The 14227-nt window shown below is 66.4% G+C and carries 9 protein-coding genes and 1 riboswitch; of the genes, 1 reads left to right on the top strand and 8 read right to left on the bottom strand.

The window, feature by feature from the left end:
- Window positions 1-39: 39 nt before the first annotated feature.
- Window positions 40-270, bottom strand: a riboswitch (cobalamin riboswitch).
- The 4 genes from C8J25_RS06095 to C8J25_RS06110 form a co-directional block, all read right to left on the bottom strand.
- Complete coding sequence (locus tag C8J25_RS06095; protein ID WP_167397674.1) at window positions 234-2189, bottom strand: glycoside hydrolase family 9 protein; 1956 nt, start codon at window positions 2187-2189, stop codon at window positions 234-236. It overlaps the preceding riboswitch by 37 nt.
- Window positions 2177-4705 (bottom strand): glycoside hydrolase family 3 protein, encoded by a 2529-nt coding sequence (locus tag C8J25_RS06100; protein ID WP_107953185.1) that lies wholly within the window; start codon window positions 4703-4705, stop codon window positions 2177-2179. The genes C8J25_RS06095 and C8J25_RS06100 overlap by 13 nt, the downstream gene beginning before the upstream one ends.
- 86 nt (window positions 4706-4791) lie before the next feature.
- Window positions 4792-5886, bottom strand: coding sequence for an SGNH/GDSL hydrolase family protein (locus C8J25_RS06105; RefSeq protein ID WP_107953187.1), 1095 nt, complete (start codon window positions 5884-5886; stop codon window positions 4792-4794).
- A gap of 35 nt (window positions 5887-5921) precedes the next feature.
- A complete protein-coding gene (locus C8J25_RS06110; protein ID WP_107953424.1) occupies window positions 5922-7259 on the bottom strand; it encodes a glycoside hydrolase 5 family protein in 1338 nt (445 codons plus the stop codon).
- 279 nt (window positions 7260-7538) lie between these two features.
- Here C8J25_RS06110 and poxB point away from each other — a divergent pair, with 279 nt between their 5' ends.
- The gene (gene poxB, locus C8J25_RS06115) at window positions 7539-9287 is read left to right on the top strand and encodes a ubiquinone-dependent pyruvate dehydrogenase (protein WP_107953189.1); all 1749 of its coding nucleotides are present in this window, start codon (window positions 7539-7541) and stop codon (window positions 9285-9287) included.
- A gap of 30 nt (window positions 9288-9317) precedes the next feature.
- On the opposite strand, the gene C8J25_RS06120 is transcribed toward poxB, so the two are convergent.
- The 4 genes from C8J25_RS06120 to paoA all read right to left on the bottom strand — a co-directional run bounded on the left by C8J25_RS06120 (window position 9318) and on the right by paoA (window position 14161).
- On the bottom strand, window positions 9318-10277 hold the full coding sequence (locus C8J25_RS06120; protein WP_107953191.1) for an NAD(P)H-dependent flavin oxidoreductase: 960 nt from the start codon (window positions 10275-10277) through the stop codon (window positions 9318-9320).
- A 91-nt stretch (window positions 10278-10368) separates the two neighbouring features.
- A complete protein-coding gene (paoC, locus tag C8J25_RS06125) occupies window positions 10369-12561 on the bottom strand; it encodes an aldehyde oxidoreductase molybdenum-binding subunit PaoC (protein WP_107953193.1) in 2193 nt (730 codons plus the stop codon).
- Window positions 12562-12566: 5 nt separating this feature from the next.
- Window positions 12567-13517: an FAD binding domain-containing protein gene (locus C8J25_RS06130; RefSeq protein WP_107953195.1), complete on the bottom strand. Its 951-nt coding sequence runs from the start codon at window positions 13515-13517 to the stop codon at window positions 12567-12569.
- Window positions 13514-14161: an aldehyde dehydrogenase iron-sulfur subunit PaoA gene (gene paoA / locus C8J25_RS06135; protein ID WP_107953197.1), complete on the bottom strand. Its 648-nt coding sequence runs from the start codon at window positions 14159-14161 to the stop codon at window positions 13514-13516. Before paoA ends, C8J25_RS06130 begins: the two co-directional genes overlap by 4 nt.
- Window positions 14162-14227: the final 66 nt, after the last annotated feature.

Consider the following 14227-nt stretch of genomic DNA (forward strand, 5'->3'; position numbering starts at 1 on the left):
AGACGGAGTACCGTGCCTCGGCCATCCCCTGGACCAGGCAAGAGCGACCACACGCCGGCAGGTCTCCTGGCTCACGGGTCAACGCCCAATGCACAACCTTCCCAGACCGATCGGTCCAGTGGCTGGTGGCCGGGGACTTTGCCCGACCACGCACGTGCATCACGCTCGCCGCTTACAGTTGCAGGGACAGCCTCGGCATCAGGTGGTCGAAGCCACCCTCACCGCGTTCCCTATTAAGCTCCTCGCGGAGCACCGGTGCGATCATGCCGACCCATCCGAGAACGGACCGACGGGCAGGGTGTAGCGTGACGTTCCAACGCGGGCAATCGACGATCGCGTAACGATCTTGGCGTTTGGTCGACCCAGCGCGCTCGCGTCGCGTCGAGGAAGGCGGCGGTCCAGACGAGCGGCGCGTTCCAGTTTATGGCGACTTCGTTGACGGTGAACGCGCGGTAATCGTCGATCCAGCAGGTTTGCGGTGCGCAACCCTTCATCGGGCCGGGTTCGTTTGCCGCCGCGGAGTTGGGGCCGCCGGAGAGGACGCCGGTGGTGGGCGCGGGATAGCGCTTGTCCGCTGCGGCGGCCCAGAAGCGGTGGTGCGGGTGCTGTACCGGGCGCGTGCCGATGCCGGTGACGTAGGACCGGTCGAGCGGATTGCGGCCGAGGATGTAGTCGAGGCTCGCCACAACCGCGTCGCGATAGGCTGGCTTGCGGTCGATCTGCCATGCGACGCCGAGCACGATCGCGCGGTTGAGGATCGAACTGCTCGAGCCCCAGGGGTAGTTGGTGCCGCCAAAGGGTATGCCGTAGCCGCTGCGATTGCCTGCGGCGACGAAGCCGTCTGCGAGCGCGATGATCCGGCTGCGGAGATTGGCGCGATCGTCTGCGGGCAGCGCGTCGGGCACGGTCGCCAGCGTCAGTGCGCCCGCCAGACTGAGCGAGCCCCAGCCGATATCCGCGCCGGGATCGGTGAAGATCCCGTCCTTGCGCAGGCGATTGAGGAAAGCAGGTTCTTTGGTGGTTGCGTAGAGTTGCGCGGCAGCGAAGGTGAACTCGTCGCGGACATCCGGGTCGCCGTAGCCGCCACTGCCGGTGAAGTCCGAACTGGTGAGCAGATTCGGGTGACGAAGTGCCGCCGCCCAGCCGCGCCGTGCCGCGGTGAGGCATTTGGTGGCGAAGGCGGGGTCGATCGTGCGCCAGATCCGCGCACACTGCGCCGCGACGCCGACCATGTTAAGCGTTGCCGCGGTCGAGGGCGGATAGAGGAACCGCGTCTGGTGATCGTCGGCGGGTGCGGTCGGGATGCCCGTCCAGTTCTCGTCGGCGATCTTGGTGTGGACCAACCCGCTTGCGTCGATCGTCTCGAACCGGGTGATGGCCTTGCCCGCGACGCCGGCGTCCGGGGCAATAGCGAGCTTGGTGCCATCGGGAATCTGCATGGCGAGCAGGAAGCCAACTTCGACGCGCGCTTCGTCCAGAAGGTCATCCTTGCCGTTGGCGCGTTCTGGCAGCGCGAGGCGGCCGTTGGCGAAGGCGTTGGCGTCACCGAACGCGGCCAAGCGCTCGTGGAGGTCGAGCAAGGTCCAGGTCGAAACGCCACCGTTGACGACGTACTTGCCGTGGTCGCCGGCGTCGTACCAGCCGCCGGTCGCATCGAGCTTATAGTCGCAACCGGGCCATTTGACGCCCTTCTGATCGCGACCGGCAAAGCAGGTGGCGATGTCGGGGGCATGACCGGCGGGGCGAGCAAGGTCCTTGCGCTCGACGAACGCGGGCAGGATCGGCACGCCGCTGCGCTGTTGGTAGAAGAACGCCATGGCGGCGGTGGCGACGGGTGCGAACGGGCGGTCGGCAATCGCGAAGGGGTGGCTGGCGGTCGCGCCGACGTGCAGGCGATAGCCGGTGCCGGGCGTCCTGAAGCTGCCCAAGTCGATCCGGTGGACGCTTTCGCCCGAGGCTGCGTCAGCGCCTACCGGTATCGTCTGTCCCGACGCCACCGTCTTGCCGCTCGCATCGGTGAGCGTCCACGCAAGCGCCCTGGCCTGCGTCGATGGCAGGACGGCGATCTTGGGACCGCGCGTCTCGAACCCCGCCTGGCCGATCCTGATCGGCGCGGGCGGGGCTTGCGTGGCAGCCGTCGTCAGCAGGACGGCCGCCGCACCGAGCAGGGAGGGACTCAATCGCCGCATTTGGTCATCGGTACCGGAGCGGAGTCGATCTTGACGTCGGAGATCGACAGGCCGAGCTTGCCCTCGGTGGCGATCACGAACGGTGCGGTAACGTGCGCCATGTCGATGCCGCGCTTGGCGAAGCACTGGAGCGGCACGATGGCCTGCTGCCACTCGCCCGGCTTGCCCGCGGCGAGCGTCCTGGTGATCGGGACGGTGACTGCCTTGCCGTCGTTGCTGACCATGCCGATACCGACCGGTGCGCTACCCGCGCGATCGACGCGGACGTCGACGACGAGACTCAGTTCGCCGTTGCTCTCACGTGTCAGGTCGAGCGGACCCGACGCCTCGACCCGCGTTTCGGCGGGGCCGCCGGTCCAGACGAACGCGCGCGCGTCTTCCTGGCGGCGGCGGTCGACTGCGGAGGCGGTGAGGCGCTTGGTGGCGGTCGTCGCGTTGACGCCGAGCAACCGGACCTTCGACTGGCCCTGCTCGACCAGCGCAAGCGACCAGCCCTCGGGCACGCGGCCCTTGCCGAAGATCGTGCCGTTGGACGATGCGGCCATGCCGGCGGGGCGCGCCTCGTCGAGCTTCGGTACGCTGCCCGGCTTGGTGTAGCTCAGCCCGTAGCCGAATGCGAACAGCGGGTCGTAGCCGGGGTCGGAGCGATTAAGGACATACTGGTCGGGACGCTTCGGCCAGGAGAAACTGAGCTTGCCGCGGAAGTCGTTGGCGACGCTGCCATCCTTCTTGCGGAACAACACGTCGGCGACGCCGCCGCCTTCGCTGCCCGGCAGGAACGCCGCGACGAACGCATCGGAGGCGTTAAGTTCGGCGTTCACCCAGAGCGGACGCCCCGACAGGAACACCGCGACGACGGGGACGCCCGCCGCCTTCAGTTTCCGCAGGAGGTCGAGGTCGGACTTGTCCTCTGGGCTGTATTCCAGATTCGGGCGATCGCCCTTGAACTCGGCATAAGGCTGTTCGCCGAACACGACGATCGCCGCATCGGGCTTGTTGGCGAAGCTGCCGTCCGCCGACAGCGTCGCGGTGCCGCCGGCGTCCTTGACCGCGGTGCTGATCCCCGACCAGATCGTCTCGGCATTGGGGAAGTTCGCGTTAGTGGTGCCGCCGCCCTGCCACGTCAGCGACCAGCCACCGGCCTGTTGCGGAATGTTGTCCGCACCGCCGCCCGCGACGAGGATGTTGGCGAATGGCTTGAGCGGGAGCAGACTGCCCTCGTTCTTGAGCAGAACCATCGATTCCCGTGCCGCGCGGCGGGCGATCGCCCGGTGGTCGGCGGCACCGATCAGGTTCATCTTGCCGGCGAGCGCGCGCGACGACGGGCGACCGCGATCGAACGTGCCGGCGCGGATCTTCACGCGGAGAATGCGGCGAACCGCGTCGTCGAGCCGCGCGGCGGGGATTTCGCCCGATTGCGCCTGCTTCAACGTGCTGGCGTAGAGCGTCTTCCATCCGCTGCCCGAATACATGAACATGTCGAGCCCGGCGTTGATCGCGGCGGCGCAGCTCTCGTTCGAGCAGCCATCGACCTGGCCGTGGCCGTTCCAGTCGCCGACCACGAAGCCGTCGAAGTGAAGGCGATCCTTGAGCACGCCGGTCAGCAGGCTCTTGTTGCCGTGCATCTTGGCGCCGTTCCAGCTCGAGAAGCTCGCCATCACCGACTGCGTGCCGGCCTCGATGGCAGCCGGATAGCCGCCGAGATGGATGTCGCGCAGCGTCGTCTCGGGGATACGCGCGTCGCCCTGGTCGCGCCCGCCGGTGCCGCCATCGCCGAGGAAGTGCTTCGTCGTCGCGATGACGTGATCGGGGGCGAGAAACTCCTTGGTACCGACCTTGCCCTGGACGCCTTCGATCACCGCGCCAGCGTAATCCGCCTGGATCTGTGGCTCTTCGGAATAGCTCTCGTACGTCCGCCCCCAGCGATCGTCGCGGACGACGGCGAGCGTGGGCGCAAACGTCCAGTCGATCCCGGCGGCGGCGGTCTCGATCGCGGTGACGTGGCCGATCTCGCGCATCAGGTCGCGATCACGCGCGGCGCCGAGCCCGATATTGTGCGGGAAGAGCGTCGCGCCTGGGATGTTGTTGTTGCCGTGGACCGCGTCGGTACCCCAGATCACCGGGATCGCGGGACGGCCGTCGCTGCGCGCCATCGACGCATCGTAGAAGTCGTCGGCGAGCTTGAGCCATTCGACCGGTGGCGCGAGATCGTTACCGTGCGGGCCCGCGTTGCCGCCGTTGAGGATCGAGCCGAGCTTGTAGGTGCGCAGGTCGGAGGGCTCGATGCTGGCGATATCGACCTGGATCAGCTGGCCGATCTTGTCCTCGACGGACATGCGCTTCATGATCGCATCGATCCGTGCCTCGACCTTCGGGTCGCGCGAGGGGCGCGCGTTGGCGGTCGGCCAGATTTCCGGATGCGCGACGGGTGAAAGCGGCGCGGTCGGTGCCGCTACGGGCGTCGCCGCCGATTGCAGCAGAAGCGCGATCGTGAGGCTGGAAAAACTGGCCGACATCTCATTCTCCCCGGACGGTACGCTGACGCGACCCTGTTCTCGTATCCTCGCTACCGGGTGAGGGCAGCGCGGTGCAAATCATTTGGCTATCGATGCGCCCACATCTCGGGATGCGCGTCGATATAGCCCGACAAGGCGGTCGTGATCCGCGCATCGTCGGCGGTCGACGGATGCGAATGGCATCCCGTGAACGCAAGCCCGGTGACGGGCACGAACGCGATATTGCGCTGCCCTTCCGCCTTCAGACGCGCGGCAACCTTGCCCACCTCCGCCGCGATCTCGCCCCCGGCCATGTCGGTCGCCCACAGGACGACATGCGCGTCCGGATCGCGCGCCCGGAGGCGTTTGACGAAGTCGACATAACGCTGCTCGTAATCGGCATGGAGCGCCTCGCGCGTCGTCCACGGCTCGCCGGGGTGGAGCGGCGTGGTGAAGTCGTTGGTGCCGAGCGCGATCACGAACAGGCGCGGGTGCCACGCCGGATCGACGTAGCGCGTCGCCTTGTCGAACAGCGTGAAGGGATAGGCAACGGGAAGCGTGTCGGCCGCCATGCCATTGTAATTGCGGACGATCCCTCGACCCGAGATCGCATTGACCTGATAGTCCGCGCCGTATCGCCTCGCCGCCAGCGCCGGCATGGCTTGCGAGGTGTCGGTCGTCGCCCACACCTCCGCTTCGGTGCAGTCGCGCTGGGCTGAGACGTTGCCATAGCCGACGGTATGGGAGTCGCCGATGAACTCGATCTGCCGCGCCCGGGCGGGGGTGGGCAACGGGCGCGTTCCGGGCGCCGCGTAAAATCCGCCGAAGACGGTCGGTGCGGCCTGGCTCTCGCTGGCGACGTCGACGCGTATTGCGTGGCGCCCGTCGGCGAGGCCGGTGACGCGGTAGAGCCCTGGCTTGGGCTTGAACAGCGTCGTCGGGGAGGATGCGTCCACCGTGACACGCAGGATGACATCCCCGTCGCCGATCTTCAGCAAAATGCCTGAGCCCCGAAAATTCGTCTCGAAATAGGTGCCCGGCCATTGGCGTCGATAGCCGTCCGGCGTCCGCTCGACCCGGCCGCCGATATGCATTGGAAGCGCGGCACCGGGCTTGCTCGATACCGCAGTGACGGTGATCGGCGTCGCGACCGCCGACGTCGACAGCAGCGCTGCACCGAGCAGGCCCAGAACCGTACGCATACCATGTGCTCCAGTCCGATCCGACAAGGCCGGCATCATAACGCCGCCATTGCTGCGGCATGCGCCCGGATCACGTCTTGCGTCGAGGCGTCGCTGTCGAACACGCCGTACCAGCCCTGCGGCTCGTGCGGCGGGTCGCCCATATAGGCGAGGTCGCCGCGCTGGAACCGGTGGTCGGCATGCGGTGTACGCGCCTCGCCGTTCCACGCCCAGAAGTTCGAGCCCGCGAGTGGTCCGCCGGACTTGGCATTGGCTTCGATCGCCGCATAGATCTGGCGATAGAAGCGATCCTTATAGACCGTCGTGATGGTCGGATCATAGGCGGTCTTCCCGTCGCGCGGATAGCCGAACTCCTCGATCACCAGCGGCTTGCCGAGCGTCGTCGCCAGCCGGATATGCGCGTCGATATAGTTGGCGACCTTGGTCGCGCCCGCGTCGTAGGTGCCGGCGAGATCACCTGCGTCCATCCAGGTCCAGTTGTTGGGCCAGATATGCGTCGTGAGGTAATCGATCGACGGTGAGCGGTGCGCGGCGAGCACGACGTCCTCGCGCTCGATCGAACCCTTTAGCCCCTCCGAACCGGTCGAGACGAGGTGGTTGGGATCGAGCATCTTGATGTACCGCGCGGTCTCGTCGATCCAGCGGTAGAAAGCGGGCAGGTTGGGTATGGCCACCGCAGGTCCGCCGGCCGGACGCGGCTCGTTCGCCAACTGCCACGCCATGATCGTCGGATCCGCGGCGTAGGCGACGCCCGTCACGGTGTTGGTCCGCGAGACGACCGCGCGGATATAGTCGCGGTACATCGCCTGCGCCTGGCCGTCGGCGTAGAACGCGGCGTTCCAATCGGCGAACGCAGGCCAAGGGTGCGCAGGGTCGTTCATGTTGATGAACTTGCCGCCGTTGACCCACGACAGATACGTCATCATCCCGCCCGACCATTCCCAGAAGTTGGTCAGGTAGATCACGCCGGTCATGTCGCGCTTCGCCATCTCGGCGAGCATCCAGTCGAGGCCCTTGAGCAGGTCTTCGTTGTAGGTCGCGGTCTTGTCGCGGAATCCGGGCGTGATCGAGTTCTTCAGCGGCGACAGTTCGGCCGAGCCGAGGATGCGGAGGTTGCGCACGCCGAGCGCCTTCAAGCCGTCCAGTTCGCGTCCGAGACGCGCGCGGTTGCCGTACGCGGTCTCCGCGCCAAGCCATGCGCCGTACCAGATGTTGGCGCCGGCATAGCGGTAGGGCTTGCCGCCGCGCCGGAAGTGGGTTCCGTCGACCGTGACGAACGCCGGCGTTGCGGGCAATCCAGCCAGCCGACCGTTGTTTGTGCAGCCAGCGGTCAGGGCAACGCCCCCTAGCAACGCCGCACGTCGACCGATCATCGCGTTGTCCAAGCCATCCCCCCTTATACCGCCACCGCGTCGAGCGTCTCCGCCGGGCGATTGATCGACCGGTCGGGTTGTTTAGCGCCAGAGCCATTGTCTTTAGGATTGCATGGCGCGGCGCGCTACCGGGATTTATCATACTTGGAGCAGAACGCGTCGGACGCTGTCTGCCGGGATGATGCACCTGCATTCCGTGCATCCCAATCGTACCAGAACGCGTTTGTCCTCTGCCGTCTCGCTAGCCGAGTTGGGTCGCCATCACTGCCGGAGTTGCTCATGTCCAAGACCATCATCGCCGACCTGTTTGCCGAGACGCTGCACCTGGCGGGCGTCGAGCGGATCTACGGCGTCGTGGGCGACAGCCTCAACGGCCTGACCGACAGTTTGCGGCGACAGGGCAAGATCGAGTGGATCCATGTTCGCAACGAGGAGGCCGCTGCCTTTGCGGCGGGTGCGGAGGCGCAACTCACTGGCAAGCTGGCGGTATGCGCCGGATCCTGCGGTCCCGGTAACATGCACCTGATCAACGGGCTCTACGACTGCAACCGGACGCGCGTGCCGGTGCTGGCGATCGCGGCACAGGTGCCGAGCGGGGAGGTGGGCTCGAACTATTTCCAGGAGACGCGGCCGGAGGCGCTGTTCCGCGAATGCAGCGTCTATTGCGAGACGATCTCCGACGCCGACCAGATGCCGCGGACGCTGGAGACCGCGATCCGGGCGGCGGTCGGCCACCGCGGCGTGTCGGTCGTCGCGATGCCGGGCGACGTAGCACTGCGATCGACGACGGGCACGCTGGCACGGTCCAAAGGCGCACTCCTGCCGCCGCCTTCGGTGACGATACCGGCTGAAGCGGACATCGCCGAACTCGCCGCGCTGTTGAACGGTGCGCAGAAGGTGACGATCCTGGCGGGGCGGGGGTGCCGCACCGCGCATGCAGAGCTCGTCACGCTCGCGGGGATCTTGCAGGCGCCAATCGTCCACGCGCTGGGGGGCAAGGAGTTCGTCGAATACGATAACCCCTATGACGTCGGCATGACCGGGCTGATCGGCTTTGCGAGCGGCTACGACGCGATGATGGCGTGCGACGTGCTGCTGATGCTCGGCACGGATTTCCCGTATCGGCAATTCTATCCGGAGAAGGCGAAGGTCGCGCAGATCGACCTGATCCCGGAAAACCTAGGTCGGCGGACGGCGATCGATATCGGGCTGGTCGGCGATGTCGGCGCTACTCTTGCGGCGCTGATTCCGCGAGTGAAGACCGGGCGCGATGGCAGATTCCTCAAATCCGCGATCGAGAATTACGCCGAGTCCCGCAAGGGGCTGGACGATCTTGCCAACGGGACGCCCGGCAGCGGTGTGATCCATCCGCAGCACGTCGCCCGTGTCCTCAGCGAGCAGGCGACGGACGATGCGGTCTTCGCCTGCGACGTCGGCACGCCGACCGTGTGGGCTGCGCGCTACCTGACAATGAACGGGCGGCGGCGGTTGATCGGATCGTTCAACCACGGATCGATGGCGAACGCGCTGCCGCAGGCGATCGGCGTGCAGGCTGCGTACCCGGGGCGGCAGGTCGTGACGTTGTCGGGCGATGGCGGGCTGGCGATGCTGATGGGCGAGTTGCTGACGGTGCGCCAACTCGGCCTGCCGGTGAAGATCATCGTCTTCAACAACGGCACGCTCGGGTTCGTCGAGATGGAGATGAAGGCGGCAGGCCTGGTCGAGACCGGCGTCGCGCTCGACAACCCCGACTTTGCGGCGATGGCCCGGGCGATCGGGATCCACGGCGTGCGCGTGACCGATCCGGGTGACGTCGATGCGGGCATCCGCGAGGTGCTCGCGCATCCGGGGCCGGCGTTGCTCGATGCCGTCACCGCGCGCACCGAATTGTCGATGCCGCCCAAGATCACGCTGGAGCAGATGAAGGGCTTCACGCTCTATATGGCGAAGGCGATCATCAGCGGGCGCGGGGACGAGGTGGTCGAGCTGGGCAAGACCAATGTCGGCTTGCTCAAACGTCTGTTCTGAGCGAGCCGAGATCGGTCGGTGCCGGGTCCGTCAGAGCGAAAGACGGGCCCGCGCTGCGCGGTATTCGCGTTCGAGACGATCGACGCGGTCGGCAACGCTTTCGACCTCGGTGACTGCACCGATGCCTTGGCCCGAGCCCCAGATGTCCTTCCACGCCTTGGGCTTGGAACCGTTGCCGCCACCGAAGTCCATCGTTTTCAGGTCGCCCTCGGGAAGGTTGTCCGGGTCCATCCCAGCCGCCTGGATCGACGCGCGCAGATAGTTGCCATGCACGCCGGTGAATAGGTTGGAATAGATGATGTCGGAGGCTTTGCCGGCGACGATGCCGTCCTTGTACGCCTGATCCGCGTTCGCCTCGGTCGTGGCGATGAACGGCGAACCGATATAGCCGAAGTCCGCGCCCATCGCCTGCGCGGCGAGGACGGCGTCGCCGGTTGCGATCGAGCCCGATAGCGCGAGCGGGCCGTCGAACCACTGGCGGATTTCCTGGATGATCGCGAACGGCGACAGGCGACCGGCATGACCACCGGCCCCGGCTGCGACCGCGATCAGCCCGTCCGCACCCTTTTCCACGGCCTTACGCGCGAACCGGTCGTCGATCACGTCGTGCAGCGTGATGCCGCCCCACCCGTGCACCGCGGTATTCAAGTCCTCCCGCGCACCGAGCGAGGTAATGACGATCGGCACCTGCCACTTGGCGCAGGTCTCGAGATCGCTCTCGAGCCGATCGTTGGATTTGTGGACGATCTGGTTGACCGCAAAGGGTGCCGCTGGACGATCGGGATTGGCGCGGTTGTGCGCGCTGAGTTCCTCGGTGATCCGGTGCAGCCATTCGTCGAGCATCGCCTGCGGGCGCGCATTGAGCGCCGGGAATGAACCGACGATACCCGCCTTACACTGCGCGATCACCAGATCGGGGCCGGAAATGATGAACAGCGGCGAGCCGATAACGGGCAGGCGCAGGTTTTTTAGAATGGCGGGTACGGTCATGCCAGTTTTCTAGCGCAACCTATTCGCGCGCGCCAGAGCCGCTTTTGCCCTCCACCCCGACCGCTGTCGGGACGGGGTGGAGGGCAGGGTATCAGGCCATCTTGCCGATGACCTTGTCGAGCGTCAGCGGGTATTCGCGGATGCGGACGCCGCATGCGTTGTAGACCGCATTGGCGATCGCCGCGCCGACGCCGCAAAGGCCCAGTTCGCCGATACCCTTGGCCTTCATCGGCGAGGACTTTTCGTCGAGTTCGTCCATGAAAAACACGTCCTGCATCGGAATGTCGGCATGCGCGGGCACGTGATATTCGGCGAGGTCGTGGTTGACGAAATAGCCGAACCGCGTGTCGACGATCGCGTCTTCCATCAGCGCCGCACCGACGCCCATCGTCATCGCACCGATCACCTGGCTGCGCGCCGATTTCGGGTTCAGGATGCGGCCCGCGGCGAATGCGCCGCTCATCCGCCGGACGCGGATCTCGCCGGTTGCCGAGTCGACGCCGACCTCAACGAAATGCGCGCCGAACGTGGCCTGCGCGTACGTCTTGGTCAGGTCGCCGAACTCGATCGAATCCTCGGCGGAGAGGCCGGCATCGCCTGCGGCTTCCGACAGCGAGACGCTGCGGTTGCCCGATTTCACCTTGCCATCCTCGAACACGACGTCGGTCGAGTTGAATCCGAGCTTCTGCGCGACCCGCTCGCGCAATGCCATGCACGCCGCATAGACGCCCGCAGTCGAGCTGTTGCCGCCCCACTGGCCGCCCGAACCCGACGAAGCCGGGAAGCTGCTGTCGCCGAGCAGGACGATGACCTTGTCCATCGGGACGCCCATCATCTCGGCCGCGGTCTGCGCGATGATCGTGTAGCTGCCAGTCCCGATGTCGGTCATGTCGGTGGCGACAGTGACGACGCCTTTCTTGTCTATCCCGACGCGCGCGCCCGACTTCATCGTGACGTTGTCGCGGAATGCCGACGCCATCCCCATGCCAATTAACCAGCGGCCGTCGCGGACTTGCCCCGGAACCGGGTTGCGCTTGTTCCAGCCGAAGCGTTCGGCGCCGGCCTTCAAGCATCCGACGAGATCGCGCTGCGAGAACTGGCGCGTCGGCTTTTCCGGGTCGACCTGCGTATCGTTGATGATGCGCAGCTGGACAGGGTCCATCTTCAGCTTCTCGGCAAGCTCGTCCATCGCGGCTTCGAGCGCGAGCAGACCGACCGCCTCGCCCGGCGCACGCATCGCGTTGCCCTCGGGGAGATCGAGCACGGCGAGACGCGTCGCGGTCATGCGGTTCGCACCGGCGTAAAGCAGACGGGTCGCGTTCGGAGCGGTCTCTGGACCACCACCGGGGAGATCGCCCGACCAACTCTCGTGCGCGATCGCGGTGATCTTGCCGTCCTTCTGCGCGCCGATGCGGAGGCGCTGGATCGTCGCGGGGCGATGCGTCGTGTTGTTCATCACCTGCGGGCGCGCGAGCGCGAGCTTCACCGGACGTCCGCCGATCGCGCGCGAGCCGAGCGCTGCCATCACCGCATCGCTGCGGACCCACAGCTTCGAACCAAACCCGCCACCCACATAGGGCGACATCACGTGGATGCTTTCCTTCGGCAGGAGCAGCGTCTCGCTCATGTCGCCGACTGCCCAGTTGATCATCTGGTTCGACGTCCAGAGCGCGAGCTTGCCGTCCTTCCACGCCGCGGTGGTGGAGTGCGGCTCCATCATCATGTGGCTCTGGTCGGGCGTGGTGTAGCGCTCGTCGAGCTTGACCGGTGCCTTGGCGAACGCACCGGCGAAGTCGCCGACGGCGGTGTCGGGCGTGCCGCTCTTCGGCTTGGTCGCCGATGATTGCGATGCGGCGAGATCGAACCGCCCGGCCGTGCGCGCGTAGTTGACGCGGAGCAGCTTGGCACCGGCACGGGCCTGCTCGAACGTCTCGGCCACGACGACCGCGACGGCCTGGTCGTAATGCTGGACGTCCGGTCCGGCGAGCATCCGCGCGGTATGGTTCTTGGCTTTGCCGAGCTTGCCGGCGTTCTGGTAGGTGACGACCGCGAGCACGCCGGGGGCGGCCTTCGCGTCGGCGTCGTCGATGCTCTCGATCCGGCCCTTGGCGATCGCCGAGCCTACAATGTAGCCATAGGCGGCGTTCGGTGCGGCATCGTTGCGCTCATAGGCGTAGTGCGCGGTGCCGGTGGTTTTCAGCTTGCCGTCAACGCGATCGAGCGGCTTGCCGAGCACCTTCATCCGGTCGGTCGGATTCGCCGTGGCGGGGGTATCGAACTTCATGGCGATCAGGCCTTCGCTTCTTCGAACACGGCGCCGATGGTGCGTTCGACCAACGGCAGCTTGAACGCATTCTGTGATGTGGTGCGGGCGCCGGCGAGGACTGCCGATGCGGTCGCCTTGGCGCCATTGGGCATCTGCGCCTCGGCGGATTCGACGCGCCACGGCTTGTGCGCGAGGCCACCGAACGCGAGACGGCCGCGACCGCCGGGCTGGATCACTGCGGCAACCGAGATCAGCGCGAACGCGTAGGACGCACGGTCACGCACCTTCTGGTAGATGTGCGTGCCGCCGATCGGCTTCGGCAAAGTGACGGCTGTGATCAGCTCACCGTGCGCGAGCGACGTCTCGATGTTCGGCGTGGCACCGGGGAGACGGTGGAAATCCGCGATCGGGATCGCGCGCGTCTGGCTGGCGGCGTTCACCGTCTCGACCGTCGCGTCGAGCACGCGCATTGCCACGGCCATGTCGCTCGGGTGCGTCGCGATGCACGCGTCGCTCGTGCCCATCACCGCCAAGTTGCGGTTGAAGCCGCCGATCGCCGCGCAACCGCTGCCGGGCTGACGCTTGTTGCAGGGCTTGGTGGTGTCGTAGAAATACGGGCAGCGTGTCCGCTGGAGCAGGTTGCCTGCGGTCGTCGCCTTGTTGCGTAGCTGGCCCGACGCGCCGGACACCAGCGCGCGGCTAAGTACGCCGTAGTCCTTCCGCACGCGCGCATCGGCCGCGAGGTCGGTGTTGCGGACGAGGGCACCGACGCGCAGACCTCCGTCAGCGGTCGGCGTGATCTTGTCGAGGCCGAGGCCGTTGACGTCGATCAGGTGCTGCGGCGTCTCGATCTGGAGCTTCATCAGGTCGAGCAGGTTGGTGCCGCCGGCGATGAACTTGGCGCCTGGCGTGCGGACTGCGGCGCTAGCGGCTTCCTTCGCCGAGGTGGCGCGCTCGTACGTGAAGGCCTTCATGCGGAACGCTCCGTACCGGCGACGTCGTGGATCGCGTCGATGATGTTCGCATAGGCACCGCAGCGGCAGATGTTGCCGCTCATCCGCTCGCGCAGTTCGTCGGTGGTCACCGTTGGCTGAGCCGAAATATCGCCAGTCACGTGGCTGGGGATGCCCGCCTTGATCTCGCCGAGCGTCGCGACGGCCGAGCAAATCTGGCCGGGGGTGCAATAGCCGCACTGATAGCCATCATGCTTGACGAACGCGGCCTGCATCGCGTGCAGCTTCTCGGGGGTGCCGAGGCCTTCGATCGTCGTGATCTCTTCGCCTTCGTGCATGACCGCGAGCGTCAGGCAGCTGTTGATGCGGCGACCCTCGACGATGACTGTGCACGCGCCGCACTGGCCGTGATCGCAGCCCTTCTTGGTGCCGGTAAGCTTCAAATTCTCACGCAGCGCGTCCAGCAACGTAGTGCGCGTATCCACGTTGATCTTGGTCGTGCGACCATTCACCTTGAGCGTCACGGGCATGGTCGGCGGGGCCGACTGAGCAGTGCCCTGAGTTTGAGCCTGAGCAGCAGCGGGAGCTGCGACCAACGTAGCCGAGGCGACACCGCCGGCGATCACGCCACGGCGCGACACCGGAAAACCTTCATCCTGATGCATATCAAATCCCTGTATTTGCTAGCGTAACGGGCGAGAGCGGGCAAAGTTGCGCTGCTTCACAATTGG

This window comes from Sphingomonas faeni (assembly GCF_003053745.1).
GTDB classification, from domain to species: Bacteria; Pseudomonadota; Alphaproteobacteria; order Sphingomonadales; family Sphingomonadaceae; genus Sphingomonas; species Sphingomonas faeni.

Excerpts from the sequence above, each read along its gene's own strand:
- C8J25_RS06095 (WP_167397674.1), bottom strand. The coding sequence starts at position 2,189 with ATGCGGCGATTGAGTCCCTCCCTGCTCGGTGCGGCGGCCGTCCTGCTG.
- C8J25_RS06100 (WP_107953185.1), bottom strand. The coding sequence starts at position 4,705 with ATGTCGGCCAGTTTTTCCAGCCTCACGATCGCGCTTCTGCTGCAATCG.
- C8J25_RS06105 (WP_107953187.1), bottom strand. The coding sequence starts at position 5,886 with ATGCGTACGGTTCTGGGCCTGCTCGGTGCAGCGCTGCTGTCGACGTCG.
- C8J25_RS06110 (WP_107953424.1), bottom strand. The coding sequence starts at position 7,259 with ATGATCGGTCGACGTGCGGCGTTGCTAGGGGGCGTTGCCCTGACCGCT.
- poxB (WP_107953189.1), top strand. The coding sequence starts at position 7,539 with ATGTCCAAGACCATCATCGCCGACCTGTTTGCCGAGACGCTGCACCTG.
- C8J25_RS06120 (WP_107953191.1), bottom strand. The coding sequence starts at position 10,277 with ATGACCGTACCCGCCATTCTAAAAAACCTGCGCCTGCCCGTTATCGGC.
- paoC (WP_107953193.1), bottom strand. The coding sequence starts at position 12,561 with ATGAAGTTCGATACCCCCGCCACGGCGAATCCGACCGACCGGATGAAG.
- C8J25_RS06130 (WP_107953195.1), bottom strand. The coding sequence starts at position 13,517 with ATGAAGGCCTTCACGTACGAGCGCGCCACCTCGGCGAAGGAAGCCGCT.
- paoA (WP_107953197.1), bottom strand. The coding sequence starts at position 14,161 with ATGCATCAGGATGAAGGTTTTCCGGTGTCGCGCCGTGGCGTGATCGCC.